Origin of the sequence: Achromobacter spanius (genome assembly GCF_002966795.1) — a bacterium.
GTDB lineage: Bacteria > Pseudomonadota > Gammaproteobacteria > Burkholderiales > Burkholderiaceae_B > Achromobacter > Achromobacter spanius_D.
Window position 1 is genome coordinate 5286807 of sequence record NZ_CP023270.1, and the last position, 14912, is coordinate 5301718.

Annotated in this window: 13 protein-coding genes and 1 tRNA gene; 3 read left to right on the forward strand and 11 right to left on the reverse strand. The window is 63.1% G+C overall.

All coding sequences use genetic code 11. From position 1 onward, the window contains the following. Window positions 1–8 precede the first annotated feature (8 nt). Complete coding sequence (locus tag CLM73_RS24000) at window positions 9–395, reverse strand: MOSC N-terminal beta barrel domain-containing protein (protein WP_105240553.1); 387 nt, start codon at window positions 393–395, stop codon at window positions 9–11. After that, a complete protein-coding gene (locus tag CLM73_RS24005) occupies window positions 392–2890 on the reverse strand; it encodes an AsmA family protein (RefSeq protein WP_105240554.1) in 2499 nt (832 codons plus the stop codon). The genes CLM73_RS24000 and CLM73_RS24005 overlap by 4 nt, the downstream gene beginning before the upstream one ends. A gap of 368 nt (window positions 2891–3258) precedes the next feature. Here CLM73_RS24005 and CLM73_RS24010 point away from each other — a divergent pair, with 368 nt between their 5' ends. Further along, window positions 3259–4857 (forward strand): MDR family MFS transporter, encoded by a 1599-nt coding sequence (locus CLM73_RS24010; RefSeq protein WP_105240555.1) that lies wholly within the window; start codon window positions 3259–3261, stop codon window positions 4855–4857. 3 nt (window positions 4858–4860) lie between these two features. Continuing rightward, the gene (locus tag CLM73_RS24015) at window positions 4861–5304 is read left to right on the forward strand and encodes a MarR family winged helix-turn-helix transcriptional regulator (protein ID WP_105240556.1); all 444 of its coding nucleotides are present in this window, start codon (window positions 4861–4863) and stop codon (window positions 5302–5304) included. A 51-nt stretch (window positions 5305–5355) separates the two neighbouring features. On the opposite strand, the gene CLM73_RS24020 is transcribed toward CLM73_RS24015, so the two are convergent. Continuing rightward, on the reverse strand, window positions 5356–6372 hold the full coding sequence (locus CLM73_RS24020; RefSeq protein WP_105240557.1) for a hypothetical protein: 1017 nt from the start codon (window positions 6370–6372) through the stop codon (window positions 5356–5358). A 285-nt stretch (window positions 6373–6657) separates the two neighbouring features. Between CLM73_RS24020 and CLM73_RS24025 the strand changes: the two genes are divergently transcribed. Next, the gene (locus CLM73_RS24025; protein WP_105240558.1) at window positions 6658–7227 is read left to right on the forward strand and encodes a hypothetical protein; all 570 of its coding nucleotides are present in this window, start codon (window positions 6658–6660) and stop codon (window positions 7225–7227) included. A gap of 189 nt (window positions 7228–7416) precedes the next feature. On the opposite strand, the gene ychF is transcribed toward CLM73_RS24025, so the two are convergent. The 8 genes from ychF to CLM73_RS24065 all read right to left on the reverse strand — a co-directional run bounded on the left by ychF (window position 7417) and on the right by CLM73_RS24065 (window position 14787). Next, window positions 7417–8508 (reverse strand): redox-regulated ATPase YchF, encoded by a 1092-nt coding sequence (gene ychF, locus CLM73_RS24030; protein ID WP_105240559.1) that lies wholly within the window; start codon window positions 8506–8508, stop codon window positions 7417–7419. 115 nt (window positions 8509–8623) lie between these two features. Continuing rightward, entirely contained in the window at window positions 8624–9394 is a 771-nt protein-coding gene (locus CLM73_RS24035; protein ID WP_105240560.1) for a type II CAAX prenyl endopeptidase Rce1 family protein, read from the reverse strand. Continuing rightward, complete coding sequence (gene pth, locus CLM73_RS24040; RefSeq protein WP_105240561.1) at window positions 9394–9990, reverse strand: aminoacyl-tRNA hydrolase; 597 nt, start codon at window positions 9988–9990, stop codon at window positions 9394–9396. The genes CLM73_RS24035 and pth overlap by 1 nt, the downstream gene beginning before the upstream one ends. 99 nt (window positions 9991–10089) lie before the next feature. Further along, window positions 10090–10701, reverse strand: a complete 612-nt coding sequence (locus tag CLM73_RS24045; protein ID WP_105240562.1) for a 50S ribosomal protein L25/general stress protein Ctc — start codon at window positions 10699–10701, stop codon at window positions 10090–10092. Between the two features lie 149 nt (window positions 10702–10850). Then, window positions 10851–11801 carry a ribose-phosphate pyrophosphokinase gene (locus tag CLM73_RS24050; RefSeq protein ID WP_056325372.1) on the reverse strand — a complete coding sequence of 317 codons (951 nt, stop codon included), beginning with the start codon at window positions 11799–11801 and terminating at the stop codon, window positions 10851–10853. A 176-nt stretch (window positions 11802–11977) separates the two neighbouring features. Continuing rightward, a tRNA-Gln gene (locus tag CLM73_RS24055) sits at window positions 11978–12054 on the reverse strand. A gap of 1 nt (window position 12055) precedes the next feature. Next, on the reverse strand, window positions 12056–12997 hold the full coding sequence (ispE, locus tag CLM73_RS24060; protein WP_105241697.1) for a 4-(cytidine 5'-diphospho)-2-C-methyl-D-erythritol kinase: 942 nt from the start codon (window positions 12995–12997) through the stop codon (window positions 12056–12058). 191 nt (window positions 12998–13188) lie between these two features. Then, entirely contained in the window at window positions 13189–14787 is a 1599-nt protein-coding gene (locus tag CLM73_RS24065; protein WP_105240563.1) for a methyl-accepting chemotaxis protein, read from the reverse strand. Between the last annotated feature and the right edge of the window lie 125 nt (window positions 14788–14912).

Sequence of the window (14912 nt, forward strand, 5' to 3'; positions counted from 1 at the left end):
GGCCGCGTTCAGGCCGGCCAGGCGGACACGGGCGTGTCCGGGTGCACCTTCATGATGCGGCAAGGCACCTGCACGAAGTTCGAAATCCAGGCCGCGGCCAGTTCGCCTTCGTCAACGACGTCGATGGTTTGCTCGCCCACCAACATGCTGTAGCGCACGCTGTCGTCGTCTTCGATCACGTCCAGCGGGATGTCCATGCGCAGCATGCCCGGCGCCTTCAGCACCAGATAGCCCAAGCGCAGCTCCACCGACACCTCGGCCAGCCGGGGGCATAGCTCGCGGTTCAACCACTGCCCCGAATCATTGGCCACCAGCCACTGGCGGTGGTAATCGGCGGCGTGCGCCTGCGTCGTCACGCCGCATTCGGCGATCGGCTGGAATTGGCCGTCGGTCATTTGCCCAGGAGTCCTTTCAAGGCCTTGTCCACTGCGGCGCCGCTCTTGCCCTTGCCCGTGACCGCTTCCTTGAGCTTGTTCTCAAGGCTGCGCTTCAGAATGCCGCCGATGGCGTCTTTCCAGAGCAGCGTGTACGAGGGGTTGTCGAACGGACCCTTGAAGTGGACGGGAATGGTCACGTCCTTCAGGTCGATCAGTTCCTTGCCATCGGGATTGGCCGCCGGGTTGATGACGCGCGCACGCGCCACCAGATCCAGCTCGCTCTTGACGAAGTCGATGCTGGCCGGATCGCCCTGCGTGACGCGCAGCAGCGGCGACACGAAGTTCAGGCGCTTGACCGTAGCAATGCCCTTGGCGATGGCGAAGTCCGCGTCCAGCTCCGAGAACTGCGTCTGCTTACCCGTGTCTGCGGCCACCGTTTCGTTCTGCGCATCCGGCGAGAAGCGGGCCTTCAGGTCGCGCAACGTCTGCGTCAGGTCGATGCCCTTGACCGCGCCGTCACGCAGCTTCAATTGCAGCGTGCCGCCCAGGCCGCTCTTCATCGCATAGACGTTGGCGCCGCCGGTCTTCAGGTCCAGCGTCAGGTTGCCCGTGCCGCTCAGCACGTTGCGCTTGGCCAGGTCCACCAGCAGGGGTTCGATCGCGATGCCGGCCAGCGTCATCTTGGTGGCGATCTGATTGCCCTGCGCCGCGTCCACCGACAGCGCCCCCGCCAGCTTGCCGCCGTAGAGGCCCGCTGCGAGGTCGGAGATGTCGAGCTTGCCCTTGTCCAGCTTGACCGCCGCCGAGACTTCATCGGCCTTCAGGCCGCGCACGACCAGCTTGCCGACCTTCAGCGTGCCATTGACGCTGGGGCCGACCAGCGCCGACAGGTTGATCGAATCGTCGACGGGCGCGGCGGGCGCCGGGGCCGGCGCGGGCTTGCTGTCGTCCTTCTTGCCGTCCGCGGGCGGCTTGGGCGGCGCGGCCACCACGGGCGGCACCAGCTTGTCCAGATCCAGCGTGTCCACGGCCAGCGCAAACTTCATCTGCGGCGCATCCGACAACTTCGTGATGTCGGCGCTGAGGTCGAACTTGCCGCCTTCGAGCACGGCGTTGATCTTGCTGGTGGCCTGATCCTTGAGCAGGTCCACCGTCAGACTGCCGATCACCGGAATCTGCAGGCTGCCCTTGGGCAGGCCGGGATCGGTGATGTTCACGTCGCCACGCAGCGCCGACATGGCGCCGCTGCGCATCAACAGATTCAGGCTGAGCGGCGAAGCGAAATTCAGCTTCACCACGCGTTCGCCCTTCTTGGACGTGCTGTCCAGCTTGGCTTCCTTGATGTCCAGTTCACCGGCGTTGCCGCTGATGCCGTTCAGGCCGAAGCTGGCGTCCAGCCCGCTGATCCGCACGCGGCCGGTCAGGGCTTCGCCGGTGGCCGACGCGGGCGAAATATTGAGCGCCGGCGCATCGACAGCCAGTTCGAAGGGGCCATCGGCCACGCCGCCCTTGGCGCGCACGGCCAATTTTTCAATCTGGAGTTGGCTCTTGTGGGGGTCGATCGCCAGCTTGGGGATCGCCACGCTGGCTTCCACGTTGGTCGCCTTGACCGAGGGTTCGGTCACGTCACCCTGAAACAGCAATTCCAGGCCGCCGACGTCCAACGCGGACTTCTGCCCGTTGAACGCCAGGTTGCCGCGCATCACCAGGCTCTTGGCCTCGGCGCCGGGCAGCTTGCCGTCCATGCGCAGGTCCAGCCGCTGGGCGGCATAGCGCTTGGCCGAAGGATCCAGCGTCAGCAATGCCTGGCCCGTCAGGTTGGCATCCACGCGCGGATAGCCACCTTCGACGCGCGCGGTCATGCGCACATCGAACGGCTGATTGAACGTGACGCGGCCGGTGTTGGCGTTGATACGGGTCACCGCCACAGCCATGCCCGTTATCTCGTCCTGCAGCTGCACTTCGCCGTCCTTCAGGTCCAGGCCGGCGATGTCGATCTGCATGTTGTTGCGCGACGGCGGCATGTTGCCGCTGGTGATCGCCTGCGCGGCGGTCTGGGCCGCGCCCACCAGGGCCTCGGCCGGGTTGCTGGGCGCATCGGTGATTGGCTGCGTGCCGCCCACCAGATTGCTGAAATTGAACTGGCCCTGCTTGTCCCGCACCACGCGCGCTTTCAGTCCGCTGATGGCGACGTGGTCCACGACAAAGCTGTTGGACAGCAGCGGCCACACGGCCACGGCAAGCCGCGTGCTCTCGATGGAGGCAAACGTGTCCGTGCTATTGGGTTCGGACAGGGACACGCCCTGCACGTACAGCCCGATTCGCGGGAAGAGCGATAGCTCGATCTCGCCGTCGATCGTCAGCGTGCGCTGATAGCGTTCCTGGACAAGCTCTTCCAGCTTGTACTTGTACGCGTTGGGGTCGAATGTCAGCAAGAAGATGGCCAGGCCGACGACGGCCACGACAACCAACACTACCAGGCCTATCAAAATGCGCTTGAACCACGTTTTCATTGCTGCCCCGTCGGTACCTCGACTGGAAATCCTTGATACCGCCCACCGCGCGACGCGCGGGGAAGGTGCGTTGCCGGCGGAAGACCGCTGGCCTATTGAACTGTCTGCATTGCAGGGCTTGCCTTGCTGGCTTGCCTTTTCAGGCATGCCTTTGGGGCGTGTCCTCGCTCCTGCCGAGCCTGCGGCATTGGCGCCAAAGGAAGGTGCTACCGAGGAAGGCCTGCTAAGGACGCCGGTAATCCAGCGTGCAGATAACCGCTATCGTAACAAATCAGGCCGACAAGCGGGATCGGCCAAGCTGACGGCTTCCTGTCCGGTGAATTCTAGGACTAGAATGATTGATCGATCAATTATTGATACATCCAACAATGTCCGCCCCCGCCCCCACTCCTCCACACTCGCCCGGCCAGATCCTGCCCTTCCGGCAAACCCTGCTGGCCATGCTGGGCATGTGCTTCGTGATGATGCTGGTCGCCATCGACCAGACCGTGGTGGGCACCGCGCTGCCGACCATTGTGGCGGAACTGCGGGGCTTCGAACTGTATGCATGGGTAGCCACGTCTTACCTGCTGACGTCCGTCATCACCGTGCCCATCTTCGGCCGGCTGGGCGATTACTACGGCCGCAAGCCCTTCGTCGTGGCCGCCATCGTGTTGTTCACCCTGGCTTCGGTCCTGTGCGGCGCGGCCGACACGATGCTCGAACTGGTGCTGGCGCGGGCGCTGCAAGGCATCGGCGGCGGCATGCTCGTCGGCACCGCCTTCGCCTGTATCCCCGACCTCTTCCCCGACCCGCACGTCCGGCTACGCTGGCAAGTCATGCTCAGCGCCGCCTTCGGCATCGCCAACGCCGTTGGCCCCACCCTGGGCGGCGCTCTGACCGAACACTATGGCTGGCGCTCTGTCTTCTACGTGAACCTGCCCATCGGCATCCTGGGTCTCTGGTTCGTTGCCCGCTACCTGCCGCACCTGCGCAATCAGAGTCCTGGCAAGGTCCGGCTGGACTGGCAAGGCGCGATTTTGATCGCCGTGGCGCTGGGGACCATGCAGCTGCTCGTGGAACTCCTGCCCAAGGACGGCTTCACGCCCTCCCTCGTGCTGCTGGCCGCCGGCAGCATCGCCGCCTTCGCCGCCCTGATCTGGTGGGAACGCCGCTGTCCGCATCCGCTCCTGCCGCTGGACATGTTCCGCAATCGCGGCCTGGCCATGCTCTTCACCCTGGCCCTGCTGGTCGGCGTGACGATGTATTCCCTGCTCTTCTACGCGCCCCTGCTCCTGCAAGGTGGTTTCGGACTGTCGCCCCAGCAGGCCGGCCTGCTCATCACGCCCATGGTCGTCTTCATCACCGTCGGCAGCATCGTCAACGGCCGCATCATCACGCGCATCCGCAATCCCAACCGCATGCTGTACGCCGGCTTCATTCTGATGGCGTTCTCGTGCCTGGGCATCGTCACCACCCACAGCTACACGTCGCACCTGCTGATCGGCGCCTACATGACGATGGCCGGCCTGGGCATGGGCTTCATCATGCCCAACCTCACCGTCTTCGCCCAGCAGACCGCCGGCCGCAGCCACCTGGGCATCGCCACCGCGCTGCTGCAATCCCTGCGCATGATCGGCGGCATGCTGGGCACTGCCGTCGTCGGCACCATGGTCAGCCACAGCTACTTCAGCGGCGTCGAATCCACCCTGCGCGGCGCCTCCGCGCAGTGGCTACCCAAGCTCAACGACCCGCAGATGCTGGTCGACCCGGCGGCCCAGACGGAGTTCCTGGCACAATTGGCCCATCAAGGCCAGGATGGAACGTCACTCATCGAGATCGCGCGCGTCGCGTTGGTGGGCGCCATCCATGAAGGGCAACTCATCGCCCTCGCCGTCGCCGTCTTCGCACTCTGGTGCGTGCGGCGCGTGCCCCTGGTGCAACTGGTCCGGCCATCCAAACCGGAGCCCGCCGGCGTCGGAGAGTAGCTTTTGCCCAAACAACAACAAGGCCTGCAAGTCATCCAGCACATGGGCCAGACGTACCGCGTGATGCAAAGCGCCTTCAGCAGCAAGGTCGGTCACGCGTTGCCGCGGTGGCGGATATTGCTGGCGCTGCATGAAAACGGGCAGTGCTCGCAAAAGCATCTGGCCGAGCGCTGCCGGCTGGATCCGGCGTCACTGACGCGGCAGTTGCAGGCGATGCAGAAGCTGGGATGGATTTCCCGGGCGGTGGATGCGGACGACAACCGGCTGACAAATGCGACGCTGACGGCTGCCGGACAGGCGGTGGTGAATGAGGCGTTGCCGAAGCGGGCTCAGTTTTTTGAGGAGTCGCTTAAAGGGCTGTCAGCGGCGGATGTGGATACGCTGAATCGGGTGTTGAGCGTGTTGGAGGAGAATTTTGTAAGGGCGGCGGGGGAAAGGAACTCCTGACGGACTGCTCGCCTCGCGCGCAGCACTTTATTCGTAGATCCCTTCCGTTGGTTAGCAGGTCTTGACGATAGCGTCGTGCGGATCGTTGAAGCGCGCGCACTTCAGCGCAAGGCGCGCGCCGAACCATACTGAGGCCAGGGCCAACGGAAGCTGGATCACGTACACGATTGCGACCGTAGCCGGGGGGTGGTTCTCCTGAAAATCGGCGAGCGCCGGGAAATATCCCGCGTCAAAAACCGCCACGATAAAAGGCTTCCAGCCGATCGCCATTGCAGCAGTACGCAGAAGCTGTATTGCCGCAACCGTGGCAATACCAAAAACGAGTATTCGTCCGGGCCGAGAGATCGGCACATCGCGCGGGGTTACCCGGCGCGCGATGATGAAGGTGGGCAACGCGGTCCAGAACAAGACAGACAAGCTTCCGTAAACAGGCTGCCACGAAAACCCGTAGGCTCGAATGAAGTTCGATGGAGTAAAGCCAGGAGCGCCAGCTTCCACCAGAAGCGATGCCACGGCGACCACTCCCGTGAACATACCGATTGCGCGAAACCGTCGTGCGGCATCGCCCGCACCGCGCACTTCCTCTCTTTTGAAAACAACTGCACAGAAAAAAAACGCAGCCCCGACCATCAACACCAGGACGACTGGGGACAACGCGCGAACAATGGCTGCAACCGCCTGTGCCCGGCCCCATGCGTCTTCATGATCGCCACTCCCCCAGGCATACATCACATAAAAGATGAAATCTCTTAAGTGTCCAAAAAGTGCCGACCCCGCAAACGCGCATAAAAACGCGAAAGCCCCCATGAACCACAACACGAAGGCGCGTTCGCTCTCGTACCCCGAAATGCTTCGGCGCTCGAGGCGTGATTGGGCGCACATGAAGGCGGCGATCCCCGCCAACAGAAGATAGGCGAAGAGCTGCGGTCCATCGCTAAAGAACCCGTGCGACGAATGCGAGACCGCGCCCTTCGGAATGGGATAGCCCAGCCGGATGGCAGCCGCAAGGACGGCGACAGATGACAGGGCGACGTACCAAGGAAATTTCTGACTAGAGCGGGGCGGCATGCGAATCCTGTGCAGCACTTGAATAGGGACTCAACGGCGCTGCCGTTTGCTCGCATCTTGCATTCCTGTCTGTGGCCAGTACATACGAAGAATCTGATTTTCGCCCGGACCTGACTTGTACTTTTGAGAATGTTTTGATTCCTATCCCCCTGCACCCTGGGCATCATGCTGCGCGGGGTTGCAAAGGTCGGATACTGCGCTTCAGGCTCATGCCTCGAAGGCCCGCGCAGACTCACCCCTTTCAATGAGGCCCGACGTGTTCTTCAAACAAGAAGGAGGTGATTGATGTGGACACTACTGGCGCTGGGTGGCGCGGGCTTGCTGCTGGTGGTGATGTATCTTGGCGCCAGGGCACAGCGTGCCACGCATCCCGATCGCACCGCACAGCTGATCGGCAAGGCGATGACGCCGCTTGAGATCCTGGCCTGTTCCAAAGAACCCACCACGGGCCAGGTAATGATAAGCCTGCTTTCGCATGACGTTCTGGTCGTTCTGTTGCCGCCAGTTGGCTTCAGCCCGAAATCGTCAATGTGCGTGTTCCAGGACGACGAGGGCACATTCGTGCTGGTCACCCCAAACTACAATGTCCTGGCCGCCCTGCAACCCGCCGATTGGAAAGGACAGCCCGGCTTCACCGCGCAGCTCAACCCAGACCTCGATGGAAAGCTCAAGTATGTGGGCCGGATGCCGGGAGAGCAGCTGCTGCTTGAATGCCCGCCCGGTCTGGCAATCAGGCTGCTGCTCCGAACCGAAGACTTGACTGGCATACGGGAAGTCACCATTGATGCCGAGACCATAGCCGAAGTGCAGGCCTTGAAGCGTGAAATGTCTAGCGCAAGCGACGGATCGCCGTAGACGTCGCTTGCGGCTCAAGCGCCCGCGCTATCGGACATCACGCCATGTCACGTCCTGCCAGAAAATAAAAAAATCTTGTTCTAGCCGGCCCATGCAATGAAAAAACCCTCGGCCATCAGGCTCGAGGGTTTCTGTTTGACGCGTTGGCCGGCAGGGCCGGGCTTCAGCGTTACGCCGATTGCTTTCGCGTCAGACGTTAAACAAGAAATTCATCACATCGCCATCCTGCACGATGTATTCCTTGCCTTCCGCGCGCATCTTGCCGGCTTCCTTTGCGCCCTGCTCGCCCTTGTACGTGATGTAGTCCTCGTACGAGATCGTTTGCGCGCGAATGAAGCCGCGTTCGAAGTCGGTATGGATGACGCCGGCGGCCTGGGGGCCGGTGGCGCCGATCGGCACGGTCCAGGCGCGGACTTCCTTCACGCCGGCGGTGAAGTAGGTTTGCAGGCCCAGCAGTTTGAAGGCGGCGCGGATCAGGCGGTTCAGGCCCGGTTCTTCCATGCCCATGTCCTTCAGGAAGGCTTCGCGGTCGGCGTCGTCGAGGTCGACGATTTCGGATTCGATCGCCGCGCAGATGGCCACGACGGGCGCATTGCGGGCGGCGGCGAATTCGGTCAGGCGGTCGAGCAGCGGGTTGTTGGTAAAGCCGTCGTCGGCGACGTTGCCCACGTACATCGCGCGCTTGGCGGTGATGAAGCAGAGCTGGGCGATGTCGGCCTTTTCTTCGGTGGACAGGTCCAGCGCGCGGATGGGCTTGGCTTCGTTGAGCTGGGCGATGCACTTTTCCAGCACGGCGACGAGGCGTTGCGATTCCTTGTCGCCCGAGCGCGCGGTCTTCTGGTGACGTTGCAGGGCCTTTTCGGCGGTCTGCAGGTCGGCCAGGGCCAGTTCGGTTTCGATGACTTCGATGTCGGCGATCGGGTCGACCTTGCCGGCGACGTGGATCACGTTGGGATCTTCGAAGCAGCGCACGACGTTGACGATGGCGTCGGTTTCGCGGATGTGCGAGAGGAACTGGTTGCCCAGGCCTTCGCCCTTGCTCGCGCCGGCGACCAGGCCCGCGATGTCGACGAATTCGACGGTGGCGGACAGGATGCGTTCGGGCTTGACGATTTCAGCCAGCTTCTGCAGGCGCGGATCCGGCACTTCGACGACGCCGACGTTGGGCTCGATGGTGCAGAACGGATAGTTCTCGGCGGCGATGCCGGCGCGGGTCAGAGCGTTGAAGAGTGTCGATTTGCCAACGTTGGGCAGGCCGACGATGCCGCATTGCAGAGCCATGGGAATCCTGTGTAAGTACGGTATTGAGCGTTAACGGCGTAGTTTACCCCGGCGGGGTGAAACGACGCCTGATCGGCCGGGGTGATGCGGCCCCGATGTCGCGCCGCCGCGAGACTTAACCGGCCGCCGTCGGCGCGTAGCGCATGACCAGCCAGATCATCAGGATCGGCCCGGCATTAAAGACCGAATGCAGCAGGATCGCCGCCCCGATGCCCCGACGAATGCGGATCCAGCCCAGCACCAGCCCTGTCAGCCACTGCGGCAGCACCAGCAGCGGCAGCAGCCAGTACGGCGTCTTGCTGTAGACAAAATTGGTCAGGTGAACCGCAGCGAACGTCAGCGCGATCAGATGGAACACCACGCCGAAGTGCTGCAGGTAATACCTGCGCCAGCTCGTATCCCAGCCCTTCAGCGGCTCGGGACGCTGTCGCAGGCCCCACATCGCCAGCAGAATGAACGCAGCCAGCAGCAGGCCCGTCCAGAGCTTCGGGCCCCACAGCACGACGGGCACCAGCGCGGGGATGAGCCACAGCGCCTGGCGCGGCCGGCGCAGGCCGTAGCGGAACAGCATCTCTTCGACCAGCGGCGCCCACAGTACCGCGGTCAGCCACGGAATGTTGTGGGGATCCAGGCGATGAGAGACGCCACCCAATCCCGCCGCGACGACGGCCACGGGCCCCAGCGCAAACAGATTGATGGCCCACAGCACTGCGGCCCAGGCCAACAGGCGTCCCGGTCCGATGCCCGGCCACCAGTCGGCAAGCAGCCCGCTGCCCCCGGCGCGGTTCGGCAGGCGCGACAGCGGATGCGGATGGCGCAGGAAGCGCCAGAAGTCGGCGATCTCGCTGCGAAAGCGCATCTTTCCGGTGGGCTGGCCTTGTTTCATCAGGACTCATTGCCGCTATGCAGCTGGCGGGTGGCGAGTGCGAAGTCACCGGCCAGCATCGACGGCACAACGGCGCGGCAGCGGTCGATGACGGCTTCGATTTCCTTTTGTTCCTCGCGGCGCGGCGGGTGCAGGACGAAGTCGGCGACCTGTTGCGCCAGACCCAGCGTGCGCGGGTGGCCGATGCCGATGCGCAGGCGCCAGAAGTTGGGGCTGCCGAGCGCGGCCTGGATGTCCTTCAGACCATTGTGGCCCGCGTGACCGCCGCCCTGCTTGAGCTTGACCTGACCGGGCATGAGGTCCAGTTCGTCGTGCAGCACCAGGACTTCCTCGGGCGTCAGCTTGTAGAAGCGCGCCAGCGCGCCGACCGCCTGGCCGGAACGATTCATGTAGGTGTTGGGCTTGAGCAGCAGGACGTTGTCCGCGCCCAGGCGCGATTTGGCGACCATGCCGAAAAAGGACTTCTCGAGCGCGAAAGCCGTGCGCAGATCGTCCGCCAGATGGTCGGCCAGCCAGAAGCCGGCGTTGTGCCGGGTGGTTTCGTAGTCGGGACCTGGATTACCCAGTCCCACGATGAGGCGTATGGGAGTAGACATGATGGGGGTGTTTAAACCAAAAAACCCTGCGCATGCAAATGCACACGCAGGGTTTCGGGCGTAAGCCGCGGGAAAGCCGCGAGGGCTTTCCTGCAGGACTTAGGCAGCCGGAGCAGCTTCTTCGGCGTCGTCAGCAGCGGCAGCGCCACCCTTGGTGACCGTAGCGGCCAGCAGGGGGTTGTCTTCACCGCCGTGGGGGACGTACGTCACGCCCATGGGCAGCTTGATGTCGGCCAGGTGGATCGAACCGCCAGCCAGCACGTCAGCCAGGTTGACTTCGATGAACTGGGGCAGAGCCGATGGCAGGCAGGTGATTTCCAGTTCGGTCGTCACGTGGCTGATGATGGCGCCGCTCAGCTTCACAGCCGGCGAGATTTCAGCGTTCACGAAGTGCAGCGGCACCTTGGTACGCAGGGCTTGGTTGGCGTCAACGCGCTGGAAGTCCACGTGCAGGACTTGCGGCTTGTAGGCGTGCCATTGAACCGAACGCAGCAGAACTTGCTCATCCTTGGCGCCGTCGAGCTGCATTTGCAGGATCGATGCGTGGAATTCTTCCTTGCGCAGCGCGTGGTAGATCTCGTTGTGGTCGAGTTCGATGTTCAGGGGGGCAGCCGTACCACCATAAACAATGGCGGGAACGCGGCCCGCGCGGCGCAGGCGGCGGCTCGCACTCGAACCCTGGACGCTACGCGCAGTGGCAGTAAATTTCATGGATAACTCCGAAACGATAAAGGTGAAACAACTTCACCGGTTGAATTCACGGCGCGCAAAGGGCGCGCCGTGCTTGTTTGCGCCTTGCCGCGACCAGCGAGGCGCAAAGAACTGCAAATGTGGGCTGTGGCCCGATCGACGCCTACGCGTCAATCGACGAACAGCGAGCTGACCGATTCGGCGTTGGAAATACGCAGGATGGTCTCGCCCAACAGCGCGGCGCACGACAGCTGGCGGATCTTGCTGCTGGCCTGGCCTTGCTCGGAGAGCGGAATGGTGTCGGTGACGACGAGTTCGTCGAGTTCCGACGCTTCAATGCGGTCAATGGCGCCGCCCGAGAGCACGGGGTGCGTGCAATAGGCGTAGACGGCGCCGGCGCCGCGGTCTTTCAGGGCCTGGGCCGCCTTGCACAGCGTGCCGGCGGTGTCGACCATGTCGTCCATGATGATGCAGGTGCGGCCGTCGACTTCACCGATGATGTTCATCACTTCCGACACGTTGGCGCGCGGACGGCGCTTGTCGATGATGGCCAGGTCGGCTTCGAGCTGCTTGGCCAGCGCGCGGGCGCGAACCACGCCGCCGATGTCCGGGGACACCACGACCAGGTTCGAGAAATTGCGGCGCCAGATGTCGCCCAGCAAGATCGGACCGGCGTAGATGTTGTCCACGGGAATGTCGAAGAAACCCTGGATCTGGTCAGCGTGCAGGTCCATGGTCAGGACTCGGTCAACGCCAGCCACTTGCAGCATGTTGGCCACGACCTTGGCCGAGATGGCCACGCGCGCCGAACGCGGGCGGCGGTCCTGGCGGGCATAGCCAAAGTAGGGAATCGCGGCGGTGATGCGGCCGGCCGACGCGCGGCGCAGGGCATCGACCATCACCATGATTTCCATAAGGTTGTCATTGGTGGGAGCACAGGTGGGCTGCAGGACGAAGACATCCTTGCCGCGCACGTTCTCGTTGATCTCGACCATCACCTCGCCGTCCGAAAAACGACCGACGGTCATCTTTCCCAAGGACATATCGAGGTGGTTGACTACGTCCACGGCCAGCCGAGTGTTGGCGGTGCCCGTGAAAATCATGAAGCTATCGTTTGCCATGATGGATGATGCGATGGTCGTTTGAGACACTAACGATTGATGCGGGTGAGATACCTGCGGGGTGATACCTGATGCAGCACGTTCAACTTGCACCAGCGAATCCGGAAAATAAAAAAGCTGCTGAACCCGGGCCAGTGTCTTACAGGCGTGTTCAACAGCTTTTTTATGTATTCGGTTGGCTGGGGAGGAAGGATTCGAACCTTCGCATGCCGGAATCAAAATCCGGTGCCTTAACCAGCTTGGCGACTCCCCAACTATCTTGCAATCCAATTCCGCAACGGATGTTCAGCTAACCCAGTACATGCCTGCACTAACCGAAACCGTGGATGCGTTTGGCTGAATGTTTTATCAGCGCCGCGCATTATAGCGGTAATTTCTTGTTCTGCCAAAAGAGCCTGCGATGTTTCGGAAAATTCGGCGAATAAACATGCGCCTGATCCCGACATGCGAACAGGTATACCCCGTTCAGCAAGCCACCGCGATGCCCCAAGCACTTCAGGATAAAGACGGTAGACCACCGGCTCCAAATCATTTTTTCCGTAAAGCGCGCATCCTTTGGCAATCTCACCGCCGGATTCGCTGGGCAAAAATGTTTGCGAAGCAAGAAAGTCCGCTATTGTGATGTAAGAAGAATCCCTTGTCAAATCGGGTGCGGAAAATATTCCAACAGTCGGCACGCTGGCATCCGGTTGCGCCACCAGATAGGCGCGATCCGGCAGCGTTACCGCCGTGAGGTCTTCGCCAATGCCTTGCGCAAACGCCGACTGGCCGAAGACGAAGACGGGCACGTCCGCGCCCAGCGGCAGCGCCAGCGCCATGAGTTCCTGACGCGACAGCCCCGTGTTCCACAACTTGTTCAAGGCGATCAGCACGGAGGCCGCATCGCTGGACCCCCCGCCCAATCCACCGCCTTGCGGAATGCGCTTTTCAAGGCTGATCTGCGCGCCCTGGCGCGTGCCCGTGGCCTTCTGCAGGGCGCGCGCGGCGCGCACGGTGAGGTCCTGGTCTTCTGGGACGCCCGGCAGGTCAGTGGCGCGACCGATGACGCCATCGGACCGCACATCGAAGTGCAGCGTGTCGCACAGGTCGATGAAGCGGAACACCGTCTGCAGCAGGTGATAGCCGTCGGCGCGGCGGCCCACGACGTGCAGAAAGAGATTCAGCTTGGCGGGAGCAGGAACGTCGTAGAGGGTCACGAAAGACAACCGATGCGGATCAATCCGTCATTCTAGCGAGACGGGCCGGCGCGCCGTGGAAAACGGCGGGCCGGCCCGTGAAAGTTCGCGCGGGGATTCGCGCGGCTGCGGTGAGCCGCGGCGCTACGCGAACACTGGCGTCATGCGAAGCGTGGCTTCACGCGGAAAGTGGCTTCGCGCGTTCTGCGGCTTTACGCCAATTGCGGCGTCACGCTGCCGCCAAGGCGGGTAGCGGGCGCGTCGATGACCTGCCCGTCTGGCAGCTTGAACACCGACACGGCGCCGGCCAGTTGGCACGCCTGCTCTTCCAGGGCGCCCGCCGCAGCGGCGGCCTCTTCGACAAGGGCAGCGTTCTGCTGCGTCACGCTGTCCATCTGCGAGACGGCGCGATTGACCTGGTCGATGCCGGTGGCCTGCTCTTCCGAGGCTGCCGAGATCTCGGCCATCAGGCTGGTCACGCGCTGCACGGACTCGACGATCTCGCGCATCGTGGCGCCGGCGTTTTCAACCTGCTCCGAGCCCACGCCGACCTTCTGCGCGGAGTCTTCGATGAGCTGCTTGATTTCCTTGGCGGCGGCGGCGCTGCGCTGCGCGAGTGTGCGCACTTCGCTGGCCACGACCGCAAAACCCTTGCCCTGCTCGCCGGCGCGCGCGGCTTCGACCGCGGCGTTGAGCGCCAGGATGTTGGTCTGGAATGCGATGCCGTCGATCACGCCCACGATGTCGGCGATGCGCGACGAGCTGCCCGAAATCGCGTGCATGGTTTCGACCACGCTGGACACGGCCTCGCCGCCACGCTGCGCGACCGCCTGCGACGCGGCCACCATGCGGTTCGCTTCGCGTGCGGTGTCGGCGTTCTGCTTCACGGTCGTGGCCAGCTCTTCCATGCTGGCCGCGGTTTCCTCGAGCGATGCGGCCTGCTCTTCGGTGCGGCTGGAAAGATCGGTGTTGCCCGACGAGATTTCGCGCGCGCCGACGTTGATCTCGTCAACGCCGCGGCGCACGGCCGACACGGTACGCACCAGGCTGTCCTGCATGGCCTTGAGGGCGCCGATCAGTGCGCCGATTTCGTTCTTGCCCATATCCGCCACCCGGCGCGTCAGATCGCCTTCGGCAATGCGGCGGAAGACCTCGCCCGCTTCCAGCAGCGGACGCACGATCATGCGGCGGATGAGGACATGGGCGCCCACGGCCACCAGGAGGCCCAGCGCCAGAATGCCTGCCAGCAGCGAGCTGAAGAGCGTGTGGAACATGGAGATTTCGTCCATGACCGTCTGCCCGGTGCCCTCGGCGCGCAGGACGAAGGCGTCGCGTTCGCTCATCAGGCGCTCTTGCACGGACTGGGTGCCCTGCTTGAAATAGGCCTCCATGTCGCCGGCTTCCAGCACGCGGCCCACGTTCTGCAGGTTGGTGCTGAGCTTGGTGTAGGCGTCGATGATGGCGGCGGATTCGGCCTTTTCTTCAGCGGACAGGTTGCCAGAGAAGCCCTGGAAGGCGCGATCGGCCGACACGATGCGCTGGCGCGCCGCTTGAAGCGAGCTCTTGTCGTTGGTATTACCCTGCGCGACGCGCGTGGCATAGCGGCTCAGGTCCGTGCGGGCTGCGACGAGCGACAGCGACGCGGAATTGACCGCGTTGACCTGCTGCGCCGACAGGCGATAAAGCTGCTCGACATCGTGGTTGGTCTGCCGCAGGGCAACGAAGCCCATGCCGCCAATCACCAACTGGAAGGTGAAAAAGATCGCGATGATTCCCAACAGCACCGTCGCGATGCGTGTGTTCCTGAACATTGGCCATTCTCCAAAAGGGTGGCGGCAGACGAGCGTCGACCCCGAATTGCTGCGCCGCGCGCGAACCGGGCGCGGCACAGGGAGAATTATTCAGTCAAGTCAATATATTTCAAGCGGTAACACAA